The organism is Actinomadura syzygii (assembly GCF_008085905.1).
GTDB lineage: Bacteria > Actinomycetota > Actinomycetes > Streptosporangiales > Streptosporangiaceae > Spirillospora > Spirillospora syzygii.
This window is the reverse complement of sequence record NZ_VSFF01000004.1, coordinates 310,240-327,934: the sequence shown is the minus strand read 5'-3', so window position 1 is coordinate 327,934 and position 17,695 is coordinate 310,240. Positions and strand designations below refer to the sequence as shown.

Here is a 17,695-nt window from a genome sequence, read left to right as displayed (position 1 = left end):
GGAATGGCTCCTTGGTCGGTGAAGCGTCTGGTGAACCGCGTCAGCCGGTGAAGCGGCGGACGACGACGGCCGCGTTGAACCCCCAGCGGCCGCGCGCGAGGATCAGGGCGGTGCCGGGACGGCCCTCGCGAGGCTCGTCCACGACGAGGTCCAGGCCGTACTCCCGGGGGACGTCGGACGGGCCGTAGGTCGGCGGGATCACGCCCTCGGTCAGCGTCCGCAGCGCGGTCACCACGTCGAGCGGGCCGCCGCCCGAGTAGAGCCGGCCGGTCAGCGTCTTCGGCGCGGTGACCGGGACGCCGTGCGCGCCGAAGAGCCCGCGGATCGCCTCGGCCTCGGCGCGGTCCAGATCGGGTCGGCCCGCGGCGTCGGCGAAGACCACGTCCACGTCGTCCGGTGCGAGCCCGGCGTCCGACAGCGCCAGCTCGGCGGCCCGCCGCAGGCCGGGCGGGCGGCCCGAGTCCGGGGGCGGATCGAAGGTGGAGGCGTATCCGCAGATCTCGCCGTAGACCTCGGGCAGCCCGCGCGCCATGGCGAGCTCGGCGTCCTCCAGTACGAGGAGCGCGCCGCCCTCGCCGGGCACGTAACCGGAGGCCGCGCGGTCGAACGGCAGGTAGGCGCCCTGCGGGTCCGTCGACCGGCTCACCCCGCCGCCGGCGATCTGTGACGCCCATCCCCACGGGTCGAAGGCCGAGTCGACGCCCCCGGTCACCATGAGCGGGGTTCCCCGCCGGATGGTCCGGCGGGCGTGGCCGATCGCGTCCAGCCCACCGGCCTGCTCGGCGACGAGGGCGCTGCTCGGCCCGCGCATGCCGTGCCGGATGGAGATCTGGCCGGTGTTCACGGCGTAGAACCAGGCGAACGACTCGTAGACGCTGACCGACTTGGAGCCCTGCGTCCACAGCTTGCGGAACTCCCGGTGGGTGAACTCGAACCCGCCGCAGGCGTTGGCGGTGACCACGCCCATCCCGTAGTCGGTCATCGTGGACGGGTCCACCTTGGCGTCGCCCAGCGCCCATTCGGCGGCGATCAGGGCGAACCGCGTGGAGACATCGGTCTGCGGGAGCAGTCGGCTCGGGAGGTGGTCCTCGATGAGGAGGTCCTGGATCTGCCCGGCCAGCGTCGCCGGGTACGCGGAGACGTCGAACCGTGTCAGCGGCGCGATCCCGGACCTGCCCTCCAGGACCGCCTCCCAGTACCGCTCGACGCCGAGGCCGTTCGGGGCGACCACCCCGAGCCCGGTGACCAGCGTGCGCACGCTCATGCGGCCTCCGCTTCGGGTGCTCGCAGGACCATCGCGCTCTGGAAGCCGCCGAAGCCGCTGCCCACGGTCAGCACGGTGTCGACCTGCTTCTCCCGCGCGACCAGGGGCACGTAGTCCAGGTCGCACTCGGGGTCGGCCCGGTGCAGGTTGGCCGTCGGGGGGACGACGTTGTGCTCTATGGCCAGCATCGAGGCGGCGATCTCGATCGAGCCGATCGCCCCTAGGGAGTGGCCGACCATCGACTTGATCGAACTGACCGGTACCTTCCTGGCGGTCTCGCCCAGGCTGCGCTTGAAGGCGGCCGTCTCGTGCCGGTCGTTCTGCTTCGTGCCGGACCCGTGGGCGTTGATGTAGTCGACCGCGCCGGCGTCGGTCCTGGCCTGCGCCAGGGCGACCCGGATCGCCTCGGCCATCTCCCTGCCGTCGGTCTTCAGCCCGGTCATGTGGTACGCGTTGCACCGGGTCGCGTAGCCGGCGATCTCGGCGTAGACGCGCGCGCCCCGCCGGCGGGCCGACTCGTACTCCTCCAGCACGAACATCGCCGCGCCCTCCGCCAGTACGAAGCCGTTGCGCGAGCCGTCGAAGGGACGGGACGCGTGCTCCGGGTCGTCGTTGCGGGGCGTGGTGGCCTTGATGGCGTCGAAGCAGGCCACCACGATCGGCGTGATGGGGGTGTCGGCGGCGCCCGCGAGCATGACGTCGGCGCTGCCCTCGTGGATCAGCTGGACGGCGTGCCCGACCGAGTCGAGCCCGGAGGTGCAGCCGTTCGAGACCATCGCGACCGGCCCCTCGGCGCCGACCGTCCAGGCGACCTCGGCCGGCATCACGCTCGGGACGAGGTAGTCGAACATGTGGGCGGACAGGAAACCCGGGTCCACCTCCCACTGGCGACCGGCGTCGGAGAGCACCAGGTACTCCTGCTCCAGGCTGGACGCGGCGGCCACCGCGCTGCCGAGGCTGACCCCGACCCGGTGCGGGTCGAGGGCGCCGACGTCCAGGCCGCTGTCGGCCACCGCCTCGCGGGCGCAGACCACCGCGAACTGCGCGGCCCGGTCCATGCGGCGGATCTCCCGGGGCGTCAGGCCCTCGGCCGCCGCGTCGAAGTCGGCCTCCGCGGCGATCTGCGACCGGTACGGGGACGGGTCGAAGAAGCTGATGCGGCGGGTCGCGGTACGACCCGAGGTCAGCAAGTCCCAGAAGGCGGCGGCGCCCGAGCCGCCGGGTGCCCGCACACCGAAGCCCGTGATGACCACTCGGCGCGTCATCGGAGAATTCCTGATGATGCGATGAACAGCACAGTGTTTCCTTTTCGCTCGTTGGGTTCCTCAGAGAGCGGGGTCGTATTCGACCCGGCGGGACTTGTTGAGGAGTTCGCCGCCGGCCCGGGTGAGGACGTCGTGCACGACGCAACTCGCCGCGATCTCCGGAGCCTTCCCGGGGCGGATTTTCACGACGAGCGCATAGCAGATCGAGATGATCGTGCCGTCCGGCTGGGGATCGATGTCGATCATGTTGAACCAGTGCCGGCGGCGCAGCGGGTCGCCCTCGAAGCGCTTGTGGAAGTCCTCCAGGTCGGCGAGGATCCCGGCCCTGGTACGGGCGGGCTCGCGGCCCGGCGTATGGCTGAATTCGGCATCCTCGGTAAAGGTGTCCGCATAGGCTTCGAGTTTTCCTGAGTCGAGGCCCTGCATTTGCCGTGCGTAGAACAGCTGAACCTCTGCGTAAAGTTCGGCGAGCGTCGGAGCCGAGCCCATGGATGCCTCCGTTGGTCGTTGGCTCCAAGGTGCCCCGGTCGTCTCGATGGAGCCTTGATTGGACCTCGACCGAGTGGAGGCCAAGACAATTTCGAGGTCCGTTCGAGGAGGGCCGCGCACGCTGTTTCACGCCGATCAGTTTTCCCAGGCCGTACCGAAGGAGCAGCCATGGCGGAAAAGGTTCACCGGGTAGCGTTGGTCACGGGGGGCACCAGCGGGATGGGCCTGGAGATCGCCCGGCGCCTCGGCGAGGAGGGGGCGAGCGTCTTCATCTGCGCCCGGACCGAGGAGTCCGTCGCCACCACGGTGAAGGCGCTCCAGGGCGAGGGCCGCGAGGCGGACGGCGCGGTGTGCGACGTCCGCGACTCCGCCCAGGTCCAGGCCCTCGTCGCCGCCGCGGTGGCGAGGTTCGGCCCGATCGACGTCCTGGTCAACAACGCCGGACGGCCCGGTGGCGGAGCGACCGCGCAGATCACGGACGAGCTCTGGACCGACGTGATCGAAACGAACCTGACCAGCGTTTTCCTGGTCACCAAGAGCGTCCTCAACGCCGGTGGCATGCTCGCCCGCGGCACCGGCCGGATCATCAACATCGCCTCGACCGGCGGCAAGCAGGGCGTCATCCACGCCGCGCCGTACTCGGCCTCCAAGCACGGCGTGGTCGGCTTCAGCAAGGCGCTCGGCCTGGAGCTCGCGCACACCAAGATCACCGTCAACGCGGTCTGTCCCGGTTTCGTGGAGACGCCGATGGCCGAACGGGTCCGCGCGCACTACGCCGCGATCTGGGGCGTGGACGAGCAGGAGGCGTTCGGCCGCATCACCGGCCGGGTCCCGATCGGCCGGTACGTCGAGCCGCACGAGGTCGCCGCGATGGTGAGCTACCTGGTCGGCGACGGCGCGGCGGCGGTGACCGCGCAGGCCCTGAACGTCTGCGGCGGGCTGGGGAACTATTGATGACCGGCGAGGTGCGGGACACGCTGTCCGCCCTGGAGCAGGTCAGGGACGGGACGCTCGACCTTCTCGCCGGCCTGCGCTTCCCGCCGACCGTCCTGCGGCTGCAAGCGGCGGGCGTCACGATCGAGCTCGAATGGAGCGAAGCCGCCGGACCCGCCGCCGGCACGCCCCCGCCGCCCGTCCCGGCCGCGGCGGCTCCGGCGGCTCCGGCCGACGACCGGGCCTTCCTGCGGTCGCCCTCGGTCGGGATGGTCTACCACGCACCCGAGCCCGGCGCGAAACCCTTCGTCCAGGTCGGCGACACGGTCGCGGCCGGGCAGCAGGTGGCGATCGTCGAGGTGATGAAGCTGATGATCCCGGTCACCGCCGAGGTCGCCGGAGAGATCGTCGAGGTGCTCTGCGGCAACGCCACCGCCGTGGAGTTCGGCGAACCACTGTTCGCCATCGCCACCTAGACGTCCCGTCCGAAACATATGCCGAACGACAGGTGTCGTGGTTCCGGGGACCTTGCGGGACTCACCGTTCATCCTGGACACCATCCTCACCGTCGACGCTGGGCCAAGTCCCTCGGTGCCCTCGGCCTCGCGCTCATCGCCGTCGTGCCGGTTCTGCTCGGTGTGCCCGGTCAGTGGCCGGCGCCGAGCTCGATGAACAGGACGCCTCCGATGATGAGGCCGATGCCCGCGGTCATGGCCTTGGTGAGTGGTTCACCGAAGAGCGCGCGGGAGGCCAGGGCGGTGAGGGCGACGCCTGAGGCGGCCCAGATGCCGTAGGCGACGCCGATGCCCAGGCCGCCGGCGAGAGCCAGGCTGATGCAGGTGAAGGCGATGAGGTAGCCGCCGACGGCGGCGGCGATCCAGGACTTGGCGGCCCGCGGCTGGGAGGCCATGCGCAGGGACAGGGTGGCGGTGACCTCGGCGAGGATCGCCACGATCAGGTAGAGCCAGTTCACGCGTGGTCTCCTTGCTCGGCGTGCTGGGAGCCGAGCTCGACGCACAGGACTCCGGCGATGACCAGGCCGATCCCGGCGCCCATGAGGACGGTGAGCGCTTCAGAGAAGATCACCGCCGCCAGGACGGCGGTGAGGGCGACCCCGCAGGCGGCCCAGATGCCGTAGGCGACGCCGATGCCCAATCCGGCGCGCAGGCCCATGCTGAGAGAGAAGAACGCGCCGATGTAGCCGACGGCGACCAGGACGTACCAGGCGGGATGGTCCAGGGCGGCGCGCAGCGACAGCGTCCCGGTCACCTCCAGTGCGATCGCCGCGGCGAGCGGCAGCCACTTGTTCATCATCGGTCTCCTTCGTTCAGGAGCGCGTCGGCGATCGCCAGAATCCGCGACCGGTCGGCCTCCGCGACCGGGAAGACGCCGGTGGCCGCGGAGGTCCAGTAGCCGTCGGCCATGAGCCGGGCGGCGGTCAGCCGGGCCCGCTCGGGCGCGGGCAGGTCATCGGGCAGGCAGACCCAGGGCCCCATACGACCGGTCCACGCCTCGGACAGGGCCGGGGTGTACAGGGCGTCGGAGCAGATCGCGTAGTCCGCGCGGTCGTGCGGCTCGGTGAGCGCGACCCGAACGTAGGCGGCGACCTTCTCACGCGGCGACGCCTCGGCGAGCGGCCGGCCCAGACGGGCCAGCATCAGGCGCTCCCACTTCTGCGCGGCGTGATCCACCACGGCCTGCATCAGGGCTTCCTTGGTCGCGAAGTGGTACATCAACCCCGGCTTGGTCACCCCGGCCTGCTTCGCGGCGCCGTCCAGCGTGATGCTCGCACCGTCCTCGGCGCGCAACAGTTCAAGCGCCCCCTCCAGGATGCGCTCTCTGGCGTTTGATCCCATGCGTCGTACTTTACCTTCCGGAAGGTAAAGTTGAGAGTGCGTGGAAGGTGTGTCGGTGGTCACGTCCACGCGACCCGGAGGCGCGCCGCCACCAGACCGTCCCGCCAGGGCGTCGGAAAGCGTCGTCGACTCTTTGCGAGAAAGGCGGCGCGCGAATAGGAGAATCCGCCCCGCAACCGCGGGGCGGTTGCGGGACGGAAAACGGGTCGGTGCGCGACCGTAGTGGATCAGACCTGCTTCACGACCGGCTTTGCCTTGCTGCCGGAGGTCTCGAACTTGAGTTGGGTCTTGTTGCTCACTACCGACTTATCGGCCGAGCCGCCACCTTTGACGATCACATTGACGCTGACCGCGGTGCCCTTCGGCGGGGCCACCGTGAATGTCGCGGTCTGGCCCTTGCCGACGTTGTCCGTGCACCGGGCCTCAAGAATGTCGCCGACGCAGATCGCGGCGGTATAGTTGCCCTTCTGCGCGACCTTGACGGTGACCTTGGCGGGGGCGGCGGCGTCGGCTGCGGAGGCCATGCCGAGTCCGATGGCCGCGGCGGCGCCGACGAGGACGGTGCCGGTGACGATTCGGCGGACTGGGGAACTGTTTGCGGACATTGTCTCTCCTCGGTGCTGAGAAAGCCGAAGATCGCGGTCTCGGTGCGACCCTCGTGGGCCCTGGAGTACGAGGACCCGATCAATCTGGTTCAGCTTTTTCTGACCAATTTTTCCTGATCGATGATGCTTATTAATCGGCTGTTAAGAATTGTTCCGTTCCGTGCTGCGGTGCCGCACGTCTGGTGCGGCCAGGCGTGCGGAAGTCGTTGGCCAGCCAGCCGCACGCAAGCAGGACGTTCTGCGTTCGTCCGCGCGTCAGGGTGACGGCGTCGCGAACGACTGATTCGTTCTGGATGGTGAAGTCCGCAGCCGGTCGAGCGCCCGGGGCTGCCAGGCGGTGTCGTCGATCAGCACGACTGTCTGTTTCTGTGAATCGGGGACAGGACGGCAGGTCAGACGGAGATGCTCAGGAGGTCTCCGACGCCGTCGGCTCGAAGGACGAAGCGTTCGATGTCGCCGAGCGGGATCGCTGTTCCACCGTGCACCTGCAGGTGGTCGGGGGAGTCGATCGCGCCGTAGCCCCGCACCGGCACCTCCCAGCCGGTCACCTCGCGCTCTTCGCCTTCGGTGGAGACGACGATCAGACGGCAGGTACGCGGACCCGTGAGGTGGCCCAGGTCGAGGGCCACATGCGTTCCCCAACCCTTCTCCTGCAGCGCCGCGACGGCCGCCAGGCCGGACTTCACGTCGTCGGCCGACCGGATCTCGCCCCAGCCCCGCAGGTCGGCGGGGACCGTCCCATGGCGTTGGGTCGTCCCGACGACGACCCCGCCCGCGAAGAGGAGCACCGCGGCGACGGCGAGCAGGAGGCGGGTGCGCCGGGCGCCGCGTCCGAGGCCGCGGCGGTGCCGCATGAGGTCGACGACCCCGCTCGCCGATTCGGCCGGCGCGTCGTCCTGCACGGCTCCGAGCCCGGTCAGCAGGCCGGCCACGCCGCGGAGGCCGGCGAGCTCATCGGAGCACCGCTCACAGGAGGCAAGGTGGCCCTCGAAGGTCTTCGCGTCGGCGGGAGTCAGCAACCCCAGCGCGTAAGCCCCGACGTCGCTGTGCTCGACCTCGGCCGTCACGCCGTCACCCCTCTCTCCTCCAGGGCGACCCGCAGCGCTCGAAGCGCAAGGTAGACGCGCGACTTGACCGTTTCGACGGGGATCCCGAGCACCTCGGCCGCCTCGTTCACGGTGCGGCCGCTGAGCACCGTCTCGTTCAGGATCTCGCGGTGAGCCGCCGACAGCGCACGGACGGACTCCACCACCAGGACGGTGCTCACGAGAGTCTCCCACCCGTCGAGCGCGCCGCTCTTCGGCGTGAACCGACCCTGACGATACGACGCGCAAAGGATGATCCGCCAGGTCCCCACGGGCAAGTTCCGCTGCCCACGCGACTCCTTCACGGACCGTACGGTCTTGGGACGGCTTCGGCCTCCGGGCCCGATCAGACCTGCCCTGCGTGACGGGCCGTCAGGGTGCGCAATGCGCACGCGGCCTTCCGGGAGTCCTGCCGGTCTTCGCGCGGTGAGGTGAAATGCGGCTCCGGATTCCAGTGTTTCGCACCCCGAGAGTTTGGGCGGATCCGCGCGCCGTACCGGATCCGCCCGGAATGGTCGTCACGCTTCCTGTTTGACGAGCTTGCCATCGGCGCCGACGACGAACCATTCGTTGTCCACGCCCTGACCGTCGAGGTCGCCCGGCTTTCCGTCGCCCGCATAGTAGTAGAGCGGCCAATCGCCATAGGTGGCCTGGAAGGTGCCCGCCGACCGCTGGGAATTCTTCAGCAGCGACTGGTCGACACCCTGACCGGGGGTGACCTTCGTCCTGCTCGCGAGCGCCGGCCACGTGGCGATGCACTCGTCCTCGCAGACGCTGGTCCCGGCCCTGTCCTTGGTGAAGGCGTACAGGGCCCGTCCCTGCTGGTCGGTGATGATCGGCCCGAGTTCGGACTGACTGACCTTGATGGCGACGGCCTCACCTGATGCCTTTTCCGCGTGGCCCTTGCCGGAACCGCCGCATCCGGCGAGTCCGATGATCGCGACCGCGCCGAGCAGAGCAAAACGTGCGCGCATAAGAATTCTTCCCTTGCGTGGAGTGGAATGGATTGCACGTACCGCCCTGCTACACGTTGTGTGGACCGGGGAAGGTTCAATCGAATTCTTCTTTCTTCTGTTGAACCCGACCTCAAGATCTCGTCGTACACCGGGGCACCTCAGACGCACGTTCACTCACTCCGAAGGAACCACCAATGCGCAAGAGCCTCATCTCATTGCCGATCACGGCGGTCTCGCTGGCGCTGCTGGGGACGGTCCCCGCGCACGCGGACGCTCACCCGACGCCCGGCTCCACCGCCACCCAGGACCAGGGCCACGGGGCCGGTCATGGGGCGGCCGCGCCGACCGGCGAACCGTCAGGTGACCCGACCCCGGGAGCCTCGGTGCCGGCCACGCCGTCCGAGAGCGGGCAGCAGCCGCAGGACGGGCGGAGTCCCGCGATGGACAAGGCGCGCAACAAGCCGGTGTTCCTGGTGGCGAGGCTTTCGGGGGCCAACGAGGTGCCGGCCTCGGCGGGCGACGCGGACGGGAGCGGCACCGCCCTCGTCCGCGTTCAGGGCGACCGGGTCACCTTCGCCCTGGACTGGACCGGGATCACCGCCCCGACGCTGGGGCACATCCACCGGGGCCCGGCCGGTGTCAACGGCGATGTCGCGGTGCCGCTGTTCACCAGCGCGATGCCCGCGACGGTGACCTCGGCGGCGGGCGCCGTCACCGTTCCGGATCCCACGATCGCGGACGGCCTGCGTGCCAATCCGGGCAACTGGTACGTGAACCTGCACACCAAGGAGAACCCGAAGGGCGCCGTCCGCGCCCAGCTCGCGCCGCTCGGCGCCAGGCGCGACCTCCTGAGGCTGCTCAAGACCGGCGGCCGACGCGCCTTCATGTCCGGTGACCAGGAGGTGCCGGTGAAGGGCGGCCCGGCGGTCGGCGACCCGGACGGCAGGGCGATCGCCTTCGTCCGCCCCGCGGGAACCGGCTCGCTCCGATTCTCCATGGCCTGGATCGGCGTCGCCCCGAGCCTCGCCCACATCCACCGCGGCGCGTTCGGAACCAACGGCCCGGTCACCGCCGATCTGGTCACTACCGCCGTCCCCGGCACGATCTTCGCTGTGGCGGGCACCGCCACGGGCGTCGAGCCGAGCGTCGTCCAGGGCATCCGCGCCAACCCGCGCAACTGGTACGCCAACATCCACAGCACCGAGTTCCCGGGCGGCGCCGTCCGCGGTCAGCTCAACCGCTGACCTGCGGCGGGACGAGGCCGGGGCGCGGAGGAGGACTCCGCGCCCCGGCCTTCTCGCGTACGGGTCGGCTAGGCCGACGGTCAAGGGAGCCCGACGCTGTGGTCCGCATATTCGAGGAGCCCGGCGGCGGTCACGCTTGCGCGTCCGCCGCCGGGCTTCTGGCTGCTCGGGCCCCTCAGGTGGCTCGTCCTAGTCGTCGGCCGATCCACCGTCCCGAGCCGAGTGGGTCGCGGTTCGCTTCTCCACTTCAGCAGGCGGTACGGGCGAGGAGGGCCGATCTGTTCAACGGACCCAATAGGCGGGGCCCTCGGAGGGCCGGGGTGCTCGCGGGGCGTCGGCCGTCGGAGCGCGACAAGAAACGCTCGGCACGGTGCGGTCACCGTGCCGAGCGCTCTGCCGGACGTGGGGTCAGACCGGAATGGTGAGCAGGGTTCCGCCGCCCTCGATCTTCACCTCGAAGTGGTCGAGGTCCTCGCGCTGGATCGCGGTGCCGCCGTGAGTGATCAGCGGCGCGGGGGAGCCGGGCACACCGTAGCCCTTGTCCGGAACCCGCCAGCCGGTGACGACCGTTCGCCGACCGGTGCGGGACACCGCCTCCAGTCGGCATTCGAGCGGACCGCGGACGCCCTTCAACTCCAGCCCGACGTGCGTGCCCCAGGTCTTGGCCTCCAGCCCCACCAGGCCGCTCGCGCCCGTCCTGGCGTCGGAGCCGGAGTGACGCTCGCCGGAGACGACCAGCGCTTGGGCCGGGCTGTGCGCGTGCCCGCCCTCCACGGAACCGTCGTCGCCGAGGCCGGCGCCCACGGTGACGCCGGTGGCGATCAGCGCGGCGGCGGCCGCGGCGCCGATCACGTATGTCCCGCGCCGGTGGCGGCGCTCGGCACGCCGCCGTCGGCGCCCGAGATCGATCGCCCCGCCCGTGGGCCGCTCCGGTGCGGTCCCGGTCACACCGCCGTCGCCGTCCAGGTCGTGGACGGCTTCGGTGAACTCGTCGAGGCCGGAGAACATCTCGGCCATGCCGCTCAATTCTCGGAGTTCGGCCTCGCATGAGGCGCATTGTTCGAGATGCGCCTCGAACGCGCGACGGTCGTCCTCTTCGAGAAGGCCCAAGGCGTAGGCGCCGACATCGGTGTGCTCGACCTGCGAGCTCATGCCGTCACCCCCCTTTCTTCCAAAGCGACGCGCAACGCGCGCAGCGCGTAATAAACGCGGGACTTGACCGTCCCGACCGGAATGCCGAGCACTTCCGCGGCCTGGTTGACGGAACGGTCGCGCAGCACGGTCTCGGTCAGCACATCTCGATGAGGGGCGGACAGCGCGTTCAGCGCCTCCGCCACGACCACCTTGTGCAAAAGACTTTCCATCTCGTCCGCGATGGGAAGGTGCGCCAGGGCCTTGTCGCCGACCTCGGGCGGCCGAAGGTCCCGGGAGCGCCGATTGTCGATCACGATACGCCGAGCGACCGTGGCCAGCCAGGGCATCAGGGAGCCGGTCGAGGAGTCGAGCCGGTCCGCGCTCTTCCACGCCCTGATGAGGGTCTCCTGGACGACGTCTTCAGCCCATTGCCGGTCGCCCGCGGTGAGCCGCACGACGAAGGACGTCAGCGGCCGGTGGTACTGGCGGTACAACTCCGTGGCGATCTGTTCGTCATCACTGTCGGGTGAGGGCCGGGGGAAGCGGACGAGATTCCGAAACCCGCCGGTGGTTCCTGATGAAGCCATGGCCAAGCGTCTCCGGGTCTGAGGGGTAGGCCCTAGAGGAACGGGCGATCAGTAGGACGTACGAGTCGGGCCAAACATCTGGTTCAACGGTTTTGAGGCTTTCTTAAGGTTCTCTTCGGAGTCCAGCAGACCTGTCAGGACGACACGTCCATGCTGACCTGGCCATCTCTCGGGTGTCTTGACCGTCCCACCCGCCTTAAATGCGATTGTGAGTAATACACATCAAAAACCCGAATCGATCATTGTGCTCGTCCGCAATCCGCCGAAGGCCAGGCGGTGGGCATGAGCCCGCTGGCGACTCCCACCCGCGGCGTGGCCCGGGCCGACCCGCGATCGGGTCGCTAGGAAATCGCCGGACCGCCCCAACTCCAGTCCACCAGGTGGTTGGAGGGCTTGACCCACGGGTTGATCCCTGGTGTTCGATGGCGACATGACCGACCAGAGCAGAGACGTGCTGCACTACACCGCTTTCGCGACCGCCCCCGCCGGCGGCAACCCGGCCGGAATCGTCCTGGACGCCTCCGGGCTGGACGACGCGGCCATGCTCGCGATCGCGGCGGACGTGGGCTATTCGGAGACCGCGTTCCTCACCGCCCCGCCAGCCGGGCTCGGCGAGCCGGGCAGAGCCTTCACCCTGCGCTACTTCAGCCCCATAGCCGAGGTCCCATTCTGCGGCCACGCCACCATCGCCACCGCGGTCGCCCTGGGCGAACGAATCGGCCCAGGCGCTCTGACATTCGCAACCAAGAGCGGTACGGTCCCTGTCGAAGTCGCCGAGGTCGACAACGTCCTCCAGGCGACCCTCACCAGCGTTGAGCCGTACGTGGAAGAAGCGGCCGACCTCACCCTGGCCTTGGAAAGTCTGCGCTGGGACAAGGATGACTTGGATCCTGCTCTTCCGCCCCGTTTCGCCTATGCGGGGGCTCGCCACCTTGTGCTGGCAGCCGCCACCCGCGAACGCCTGGCCGATCTGGACTACGACTTCGACCGCCTCACCGCCTACATGACCACATACGACCTGACCACCGTCCAGTTGGTGTGGCGCTCATCGCAGCACGTCTTCCACGTCCGCGACCCGTTCCCGGTCGGCGGCGTGGTGGAGGACCCGGCCACCGGCGCCGCTGCCGCCGCGTTCGGCGCCTACCTGCGGGAACTCGGTGAGATCGCCTCTCCCGCCACGCTCACCCTCCACCAGGGCGAGGACATGGGCCGCCCCGGACTCATCAAGGTCGACCTCCATGACGGCGATCCCCGCGTCCGCGTCTCGGGCGCCGCCATCCAAATCCCCAGCCTCGACACCGAACGCTAGGAAGTCGCCGCCGGGGCCCAAACCTTCTGGCCCGTTGGGTGAAGGCGCGCGCAGGTCGTCCAGCGGCCCGTTCTCGGTCCCCTTGGAACTCACCGCGCTCCGCGCCGTCGACACGTCTCGGCCCGCCCCGGGTCCGGCCCGGTCGAGCAACGCCCGCGCGGCACGGTGTGGGTCCGGTTCGCGGGGCCATCGGAGGCGGCGGTCAAGGTGGATCGGACGCCCACATCAGCCGTGCGGCGCGCGGTTGGTCAGCCTCAGAGGTCGTGGGGAGGGCGGGGGTCTGTGCATGGCAGGTGGGCGGCCAGGACGTCGAAGTGGCGGTGGCGGGACCATTCCCGGTGGTTACCGATGACGTAGAGGCGGCGTCTCGCGCGGCTGACGGCGACGTTGACCAGGTTGGGCTTCTGCGCGGCCCAGCTCTTGGCGCCGGGCCTGGCCGGGTCGCCGCCGAGGACGAAGATGACGACGTCGGCCTCCTTCCCTTGGGCGGTGTGGATGGTGCCGCCGCGCAGCCCGTGGAAGGCGGGTTCCCGGCAGAGTCGGTCGATCTGGACGGCCACGTCGCGGAAGGGGGAGATCACGAAGATCTGGTCGAGGAGGATGCCACAGGCGTCCCGCAGGCTGGTCAGGACGCGGCGGAGTTCGGTGCCCTCGGCGGGAATCCAGTGTCCCTGGGATTCGGTGGAGACAACGTTGATCCACTTGCTGCCCGGTGGGGTCGTCCTTGGGGGCGGGGTGATGTCGGGGAAGGGCGCGTCCCGGTCGGTGACGCTGTAGACCATGAGACCGTCGTAGGCGACCTGGTTGGAGATGGTGAACATGGGTTCGTCGCAGCGGCGGTGGGCGCGCAGCGGGCTTCCGACCCAGACGGGATCGTCCTCTCCAGGTAGGTACGTGCCGTAGCGGCTGGTCTGGTCGGCGAGCTGTTGCGCGGAGGTGCGTTGCGGCAGCCACGACTCCTGGACGCGGAAGTGGCGGCGCAGGGCCTGCTGTGCGGTGAAGGGCAAGGTGACGACGGGTTCGAGTTGCCGAGGGTCGCCGACGACGACGGCTCGCCGCGCCCGCCATAGTGCCCCGACCGCCATTTGTGGAGCGGCCTGGCCGGCCTCGTCGATGAGCAGCCAGCCCAAGCTCTCTCGGCCGAGATGGGAGAAGACCCGGTCGAAGGAGGCGAAGGTGGTGGAGACCAGCGGTACGACGAAGAACAGGCTCTGCCAGGCTGCCTCGACCGCGGCGGGCGGCGCGTTGTCGGGGACGGCGCCTTGCAGGACGTCCATGGCCGCGCGCAGGTTCTTGGTCATGATGTCGGCCTGGTCGGCCAGGAACGATTGGTGCAAGCGCAGCGCCTCCAGGAAGAGGGTGCTGCGGGCGTGGTTCCATGGTGCGTCGGTCCAGGGAGTTGTTTTCTCCCGATCCTCTTCGCGCGCCCAGAGTTCGCTGTCCGGGAACGAGTCGCCCCACGTGGCGCGCGCCCGATCCATTCGTTCGCGCAACATGGTGACCCGGTCGTTGAGGGAATTGCAGTGCCACCTCAGGCGGGCGATTTCTTCAGTGGCGGCGCGCACGGCCTCCTGCTGGACGGTCAAGGCATGCTGAGCGGTGTCCAGTTGCTGTCGTGCAATTGTGAGGGCAGCGGTCAACCGTTCGTTTTCGGCGTACCAGGTGCGAGTGGCCCGTCCCCAGGTGAAAAGCGCGTCAAGAACGCTGGGCTTGGTTGCGGCGTGCGCCGCCCGTTCCTCCTGGTGGTGCCAGTGCAGTTGCGTGGCCTGGTGAACGGTCGCCTGGGCGTCCGTCAGGTGGCGTTGGAGCGTGGCGAGCCGTTGCCGTTCGCCGTTCAACGCCCCGAGCGACAATTCCTGGTCGCGTTCGGCTTCGGGAAGCGAGCGAGTCAGCTCGTGGGCATCGGCGCGTTCGGCGCGCAGGCGCTCCACCTCGTGCCGGGCTCGACGGAACGCTGCGACGGCCTCGCGCCAGCTGGGTGCCGTTCCGCCGCTTTGCTGATATTGCTTGAGGATGTCCATGAGGCCCGGTTCGTTGGTGTCCCGGTCGCTGAACCAGAACGAGCCGACGAACTCCTGCCGGTTCTTTTTGTTGCCGAGCCGGGCGGCGACAGTTCCCCATGCCTCGATCGGCGTGTCTCCCTTTCGGAGCACCCGGCCGGCCAAGCCGGAGAAGTAGTCGGCGGGCATGTGCACCGCGCCGCGCTGCGGTAACTCCAGGGAGACGTTCTCTACCGCACCGTTGTTGGCCGAGGCGACCGCCACCTCGAAGCCCGTTAGATGCGGCTGCCAGAGGCGAACTCTCCTGGGGTATGGCTGATTGGCGGTCTTCCACCCCGCATTGCCGGTGAACGCGGCGGCGGGTGAGGTCAGGTCCGCCAGCCGGGTCGCGCGTTCGACCACGATGGCGGCCAGGAGATCACGCAGCATCGTGGTCTTGCCCGTGCCCGGCGGGCCGTTGACCGCGATCAGGCCGGCGCCGTCCATCAGGTCGCCGATCGCCGTGTCGACGGCGAACTGCTGGCTGAGCGCCAGCGGCCACTCTGGCCTGGTCGGCCATCGGCCGGCCGGGACCTCGGTTGGGGCGACCCGGTCGTAGACCACGTCAGGCCGCGCCCGGACGTCGATGCGCGATGCGAGGTCGGGCGCCTCGCCGCCGCGCATGTACGCGCCCAGAGCGCGCCCGTAGTCGCCGCCCGCGACCCGGTTGCGCACCCGTTCCAGATCACGGACGAAGAAGCTGTTGAGGAAATCAGAAGAGTCCCCGTTGAACTGCGACTTCATCGATACCGGCACACTGGCGACGCGGAGCTCGGTCGCCTTGAGCACCTCGATGACGCCGAACGCCTTGTTCACCACCGCCGTGAACTTCGCCAGCTCGTCAAAGCCGATCGGCACACCCAGCCGCCACCCGCGTTCCAGGACCTCGGGCGGAGTGTCGTCCTTGTCTTGGGCTTCCATTAGCAGTGCGAGCTCGCCGGCGCAGTCCTCGCAATCCTTCTCGAACCCGTCCAGCCAACCCGGGGCGTCCGGTCCCGGGGACAGGGTCCGCCCTGTGGCCCACGCGCACCCCGACAGTTCCTGGGAACCCAGCAGCGGCTGACCGAGGTCGGTGATGGTCAACGCCAGGAGCGCGCTCTCCCCGAGCTTGCGCGCCTCAAGATCCTCGGGGTCCTTGCCGAAAACGTCTGTTAGCACGGCGCGCACGCTCTCCAGCGAGAAGACCCCGCCGTAGAGGGTGTGCCGCCAGGTCATGCCCCTGCGCAGCCGGACCGACCCGAGTTCGTGCCCGTTCTCCCAGGGGAGAGGCTCGCCGGGCCTTATCTCGAACACCCGGGCCCGGCGGCTCACCTTCGGTACGGCCTGCGGGCTGAACAGCTCCACCGCACGCCAGAACTCCAGAACTCTGGCCTGCTCCCGGCCCGTACGTTGCACAGCCATCCCCATCAACCGCTTATAGAGCATCCGATGCCAGTCCGAGCCGGTACATGTCGGCTCGTCGGCTCGGGCAAGAATAACTACACCACCGCCTCGAGCGGTGACTTTCTTCCATACCGGGCAGGGCCGGGACCGGCTATTGGGCCCACTGGGTCACGTGCATAGCAAGAAGTCAGCGCTTGTCACATCCAGCGTCCTAAGGTGCTATGCGTGGCGTAGGCGCTTCGGCGGTGAGATAACGCTGGTCGTTTCCGTGACTCAATGATCAGCTTTCCCGACCCAAGTGATACCGGTGTTTCGCGCCAGTTGTGTCAGCGGGCAGGTGACCAAGCGGTCGTCTCGCCGATGGGATGCCCACTCAAAGAGCCAACTGATCGCTCTGCCGGGAACACGTTCGGCCGCTCCGTGTCGCCCGGCAAACTAAGAGCGTGTCTCACGTGGATTGCGTGTGTTCTGCGGGATAACGCGCGATCGTGTCGTCGGATCTTGCGCCGCGGTCGGCGCGAGCGGCCGGTCGTTCAGGGGGCGGCGGTGGCCAGACCCGCCAGTGCGGTAGTTCGGCGCGGAGCGCCTCGCGGCATGCCCGTGTCTTGCCCGTGGAGGAATCCGCGACCATCAGGACCAGTCGGCTGCCGCGCGCCGAGCCCGCGACTGGTCGTCGAACGCTGGGCGCGGCAGAGGCAGTGGCAGCACTGGCACCGGCTGGGGCAAGGTCGTCGTGTTCGCCGTGCCGAGGGAAACGCCTGGTGCACCGCCAGCCCATCCTGCTCGCCCGGCCCACCCGCCGCTCGGCCACGTCCTGCCACGGCCGGGCCGCGCGTTCACTATCGCGATGCCCCGGCACGGCGGGATCTGGACGCAACGCCTCAACCTACGGAGGCATGATTCCTGCGGAGTGTCTGGTGCGGGGCGTCGGTCGGGCGTGCGCGAACTCCGACGAGAGCACCGGATAGGTACCTGGACGGGTAGTTCCCCCGCTGTCGTGGGTGCCGGTGGAAGTGAGAGTGGGTGATGTAACGACCAACGCCCATGTGGAAAGAGAGTGATGATGTTGACTAGTTCGACGATCGAACCGGGGCCAGGAGCCTGCTGTTGTGGCGAGAGTCCTGCTCGTGGGGTCGGTGCGGGTGGCGGAGAGCGGGTGCTGGCCGAGAGGGAGCGCCGATTTGCCGGCCAGGCAGCGCACGAGATGCGCACGCCGCTTGCCGCGCTCCGGCTGGAGTTGGAGGAAGCGCTGATCCACAGGGACACCGCTGACCCCTTCGCGGCCCTGACGGAAATGCTGCGCAGTGTCGAACGCCTGGAACACACGGTGATCGCCCTGCTCTGGTTGCTCCAACGGGATGCTTCCGGCCAGACGCGCGGGCAGCACCGCGGGCTGGAGAATCGGGAACCGGGCTCGACCGGCCTGTGAGGAGCAAGAGGTAAAGACGTCCTGCCCTGTCGGCGGTTCTTGTCGCCGGGTGCGGATGCGCGGGCGGTCCCGGCCACCGGCCTCTGGCAAACCGGGATTAACCTGGGGATTTACCCG

18 protein-coding genes are annotated in these 17,695 nt (G+C 69.3%); 5 read left to right on the top strand and 13 right to left on the bottom strand.

Going from position 1 to position 17,695, the window contains the following annotated elements; translation table 11 throughout:
• Window positions 1-40: 40 nt before the first annotated feature.
• Genes FXF65_RS11545 through FXF65_RS11535 form a run of 3 tightly spaced genes read right to left on the bottom strand, consistent with a single transcriptional unit; the run spans window position 41 to window position 3,018 of the window.
• On the bottom strand, window positions 41-1,264 hold the full coding sequence (locus FXF65_RS11545; RefSeq protein WP_148349758.1) for a ketosynthase chain-length factor: 1,224 nt from the start codon (window positions 1,262-1,264) through the stop codon (window positions 41-43).
• Window positions 1,261-2,529, bottom strand: a complete 1,269-nt coding sequence (locus FXF65_RS11540; RefSeq protein ID WP_148349757.1) for a beta-ketoacyl-[acyl-carrier-protein] synthase family protein — start codon at window positions 2,527-2,529, stop codon at window positions 1,261-1,263. The genes FXF65_RS11545 and FXF65_RS11540 overlap by 4 nt, the downstream gene beginning before the upstream one ends.
• Window positions 2,530-2,589: 60 nt before the next feature.
• Complete coding sequence (locus tag FXF65_RS11535; RefSeq protein ID WP_148349756.1) at window positions 2,590-3,018, bottom strand: nuclear transport factor 2 family protein; 429 nt, start codon at window positions 3,016-3,018, stop codon at window positions 2,590-2,592.
• 168 nt (window positions 3,019-3,186) lie between these two features.
• On the opposite strand from FXF65_RS11535, the gene FXF65_RS11530 reads away from it, so the two are divergent.
• Together FXF65_RS11530 and FXF65_RS11525 are read left to right on the top strand one after the other, a co-directional pair.
• Window positions 3,187-3,972 carry an SDR family NAD(P)-dependent oxidoreductase gene (locus FXF65_RS11530; protein WP_148349755.1) on the top strand — a complete coding sequence of 262 codons (786 nt, stop codon included), beginning with the start codon at window positions 3,187-3,189 and terminating at the stop codon, window positions 3,970-3,972.
• On the top strand, window positions 3,972-4,427 hold the full coding sequence (locus tag FXF65_RS11525; protein ID WP_148349754.1) for an acetyl-CoA carboxylase biotin carboxyl carrier protein: 456 nt from the start codon (window positions 3,972-3,974) through the stop codon (window positions 4,425-4,427). Before FXF65_RS11530 ends, FXF65_RS11525 begins: the two co-directional genes overlap by 1 nt.
• A 170-nt stretch (window positions 4,428-4,597) precedes the next feature.
• Here FXF65_RS11525 and FXF65_RS11520 read toward each other — a convergent pair whose 3' ends face one another.
• From FXF65_RS11520 to FXF65_RS11490, 7 genes are all read right to left on the bottom strand, one after another.
• Window positions 4,598-4,924 (bottom strand): DMT family transporter, encoded by a 327-nt coding sequence (locus FXF65_RS11520; protein WP_148349753.1) that lies wholly within the window; start codon window positions 4,922-4,924, stop codon window positions 4,598-4,600.
• Complete coding sequence (locus FXF65_RS11515; RefSeq protein WP_148349752.1) at window positions 4,921-5,262, bottom strand: DMT family transporter; 342 nt, start codon at window positions 5,260-5,262, stop codon at window positions 4,921-4,923. Before FXF65_RS11515 ends, FXF65_RS11520 begins: the two co-directional genes overlap by 4 nt.
• The gene (locus tag FXF65_RS11510) at window positions 5,262-5,807 is read right to left on the bottom strand and encodes a TetR/AcrR family transcriptional regulator (RefSeq protein ID WP_148349751.1); all 546 of its coding nucleotides are present in this window, start codon (window positions 5,805-5,807) and stop codon (window positions 5,262-5,264) included. Before FXF65_RS11510 ends, FXF65_RS11515 begins: the two co-directional genes overlap by 1 nt.
• Before the next feature lie 227 nt (window positions 5,808-6,034).
• Window positions 6,035-6,412 carry a hypothetical protein gene (locus tag FXF65_RS11505; protein ID WP_148349750.1) on the bottom strand — a complete coding sequence of 126 codons (378 nt, stop codon included), beginning with the start codon at window positions 6,410-6,412 and terminating at the stop codon, window positions 6,035-6,037.
• Between the two features lie 392 nt (window positions 6,413-6,804).
• Window positions 6,805-7,479, bottom strand: coding sequence for an anti-sigma factor family protein (locus FXF65_RS11500; RefSeq protein WP_148349749.1), 675 nt, complete (start codon window positions 7,477-7,479; stop codon window positions 6,805-6,807).
• Window positions 7,476-7,679 carry a sigma factor-like helix-turn-helix DNA-binding protein gene (locus FXF65_RS45210; RefSeq protein ID WP_246198494.1) on the bottom strand — a complete coding sequence of 68 codons (204 nt, stop codon included), beginning with the start codon at window positions 7,677-7,679 and terminating at the stop codon, window positions 7,476-7,478. The genes FXF65_RS11500 and FXF65_RS45210 overlap by 4 nt, the downstream gene beginning before the upstream one ends.
• Before the next feature lie 336 nt (window positions 7,680-8,015).
• Complete coding sequence (locus FXF65_RS11490) at window positions 8,016-8,471, bottom strand: COG4315 family predicted lipoprotein (RefSeq protein ID WP_148349747.1); 456 nt, start codon at window positions 8,469-8,471, stop codon at window positions 8,016-8,018.
• A 176-nt stretch (window positions 8,472-8,647) separates the two neighbouring features.
• Here FXF65_RS11490 and FXF65_RS11485 point away from each other — a divergent pair, with 176 nt between their 5' ends.
• A complete protein-coding gene (locus tag FXF65_RS11485) occupies window positions 8,648-9,697 on the top strand; it encodes a CHRD domain-containing protein (protein ID WP_148349746.1) in 1,050 nt (349 codons plus the stop codon).
• Window positions 9,698-10,105: 408 nt separating this feature from the next.
• On the opposite strand, the gene FXF65_RS11480 is transcribed toward FXF65_RS11485, so the two are convergent.
• Complete coding sequence (locus tag FXF65_RS11480) at window positions 10,106-10,849, bottom strand: anti-sigma factor family protein (RefSeq protein ID WP_148349745.1); 744 nt, start codon at window positions 10,847-10,849, stop codon at window positions 10,106-10,108.
• Window positions 10,846-11,418, bottom strand: coding sequence for a sigma-70 family RNA polymerase sigma factor (locus FXF65_RS11475; protein ID WP_148349939.1), 573 nt, complete (start codon window positions 11,416-11,418; stop codon window positions 10,846-10,848). Before FXF65_RS11475 ends, FXF65_RS11480 begins: the two co-directional genes overlap by 4 nt.
• Window positions 11,419-11,848: 430 nt before the next feature.
• Between FXF65_RS11475 and FXF65_RS11470 the strand changes: the two genes are divergently transcribed.
• Window positions 11,849-12,727, top strand: a complete 879-nt coding sequence (locus FXF65_RS11470) for a PhzF family phenazine biosynthesis protein (protein ID WP_148349744.1) — start codon at window positions 11,849-11,851, stop codon at window positions 12,725-12,727.
• Window positions 12,728-12,981: 254 nt separating this feature from the next.
• Here the strand turns inward: FXF65_RS11470 and FXF65_RS11465 are convergent, their stop codons facing one another.
• A complete protein-coding gene (locus tag FXF65_RS11465; protein ID WP_187412230.1) occupies window positions 12,982-16,173 on the bottom strand; it encodes a DEAD/DEAH box helicase in 3,192 nt (1,063 codons plus the stop codon).
• Between the two features lie 1,132 nt (window positions 16,174-17,305).
• Between FXF65_RS11465 and FXF65_RS11460 the strand changes: the two genes are divergently transcribed.
• Window positions 17,306-17,578 (top strand): histidine kinase dimerization/phospho-acceptor domain-containing protein, encoded by a 273-nt coding sequence (locus FXF65_RS11460; protein ID WP_148349742.1) that lies wholly within the window; start codon window positions 17,306-17,308, stop codon window positions 17,576-17,578.
• Window positions 17,579-17,695 lie beyond the last annotated feature (117 nt).